Origin of the sequence: Neisseria sp. P0008.S010, from assembly GCF_051962715.1 — a bacterium.
Lineage (GTDB): Bacteria > Pseudomonadota > Gammaproteobacteria > Burkholderiales > Neisseriaceae > Neisseria > Neisseria elongata.
In genome coordinates, this window is record NZ_JBQCVA010000145.1 from 1 (window position 1) to 485 (window position 485).

General features: G+C 51.8%; 1 rRNA gene. It reads left to right on the forward strand.

Going from position 1 to position 485, the window contains the following annotated elements:
* Positions 1-485, forward strand: a 16S ribosomal RNA gene (locus ACTHSL_RS12925); the annotation flags it as partial.

Genomic DNA, 485 nt, shown 5'->3' on the forward strand with positions numbered 1-485 from the left:
CCGTCAGATGTGTATAAGAGACAGCCTACGGGAGGCTGCAGTGAGGAATTTTGGACAATGGGGGAAACCCTGATCCAGCGACGCCGCGTGGAGGACGAAGGTCTTCGGATTGTAAACTCCTTTTGCTTGGGACTAACCGCCCTATAGAAATATAGGGAATGAATGTACCAGGCGAATAAGCCACGGCTAACTTCGTGCCAGCAGCCGCGGTAATACGAAGGTGGCAAGCGTTACTCGGAATTACTAGGCGTAAAGGGCAGGTAGGTGGTTTGGTTAGTCTGTTGTGAAAGCTCCTTGCTTAACGGGGAGAGGCCAACAGATACTGCCAGACTTGAGTATAGGAGAGGGTACTGGAATTCCTGGTGTAGCGGTGAAATGCGCAGAGATCAGGAGGAACACCGATGGCGAAAGCAGGTACCTGGACTATTACTGACACTCAGCTGCGAAAGCTAGGGGAGCAAACAGGATTAGATACCCCGGTAGTC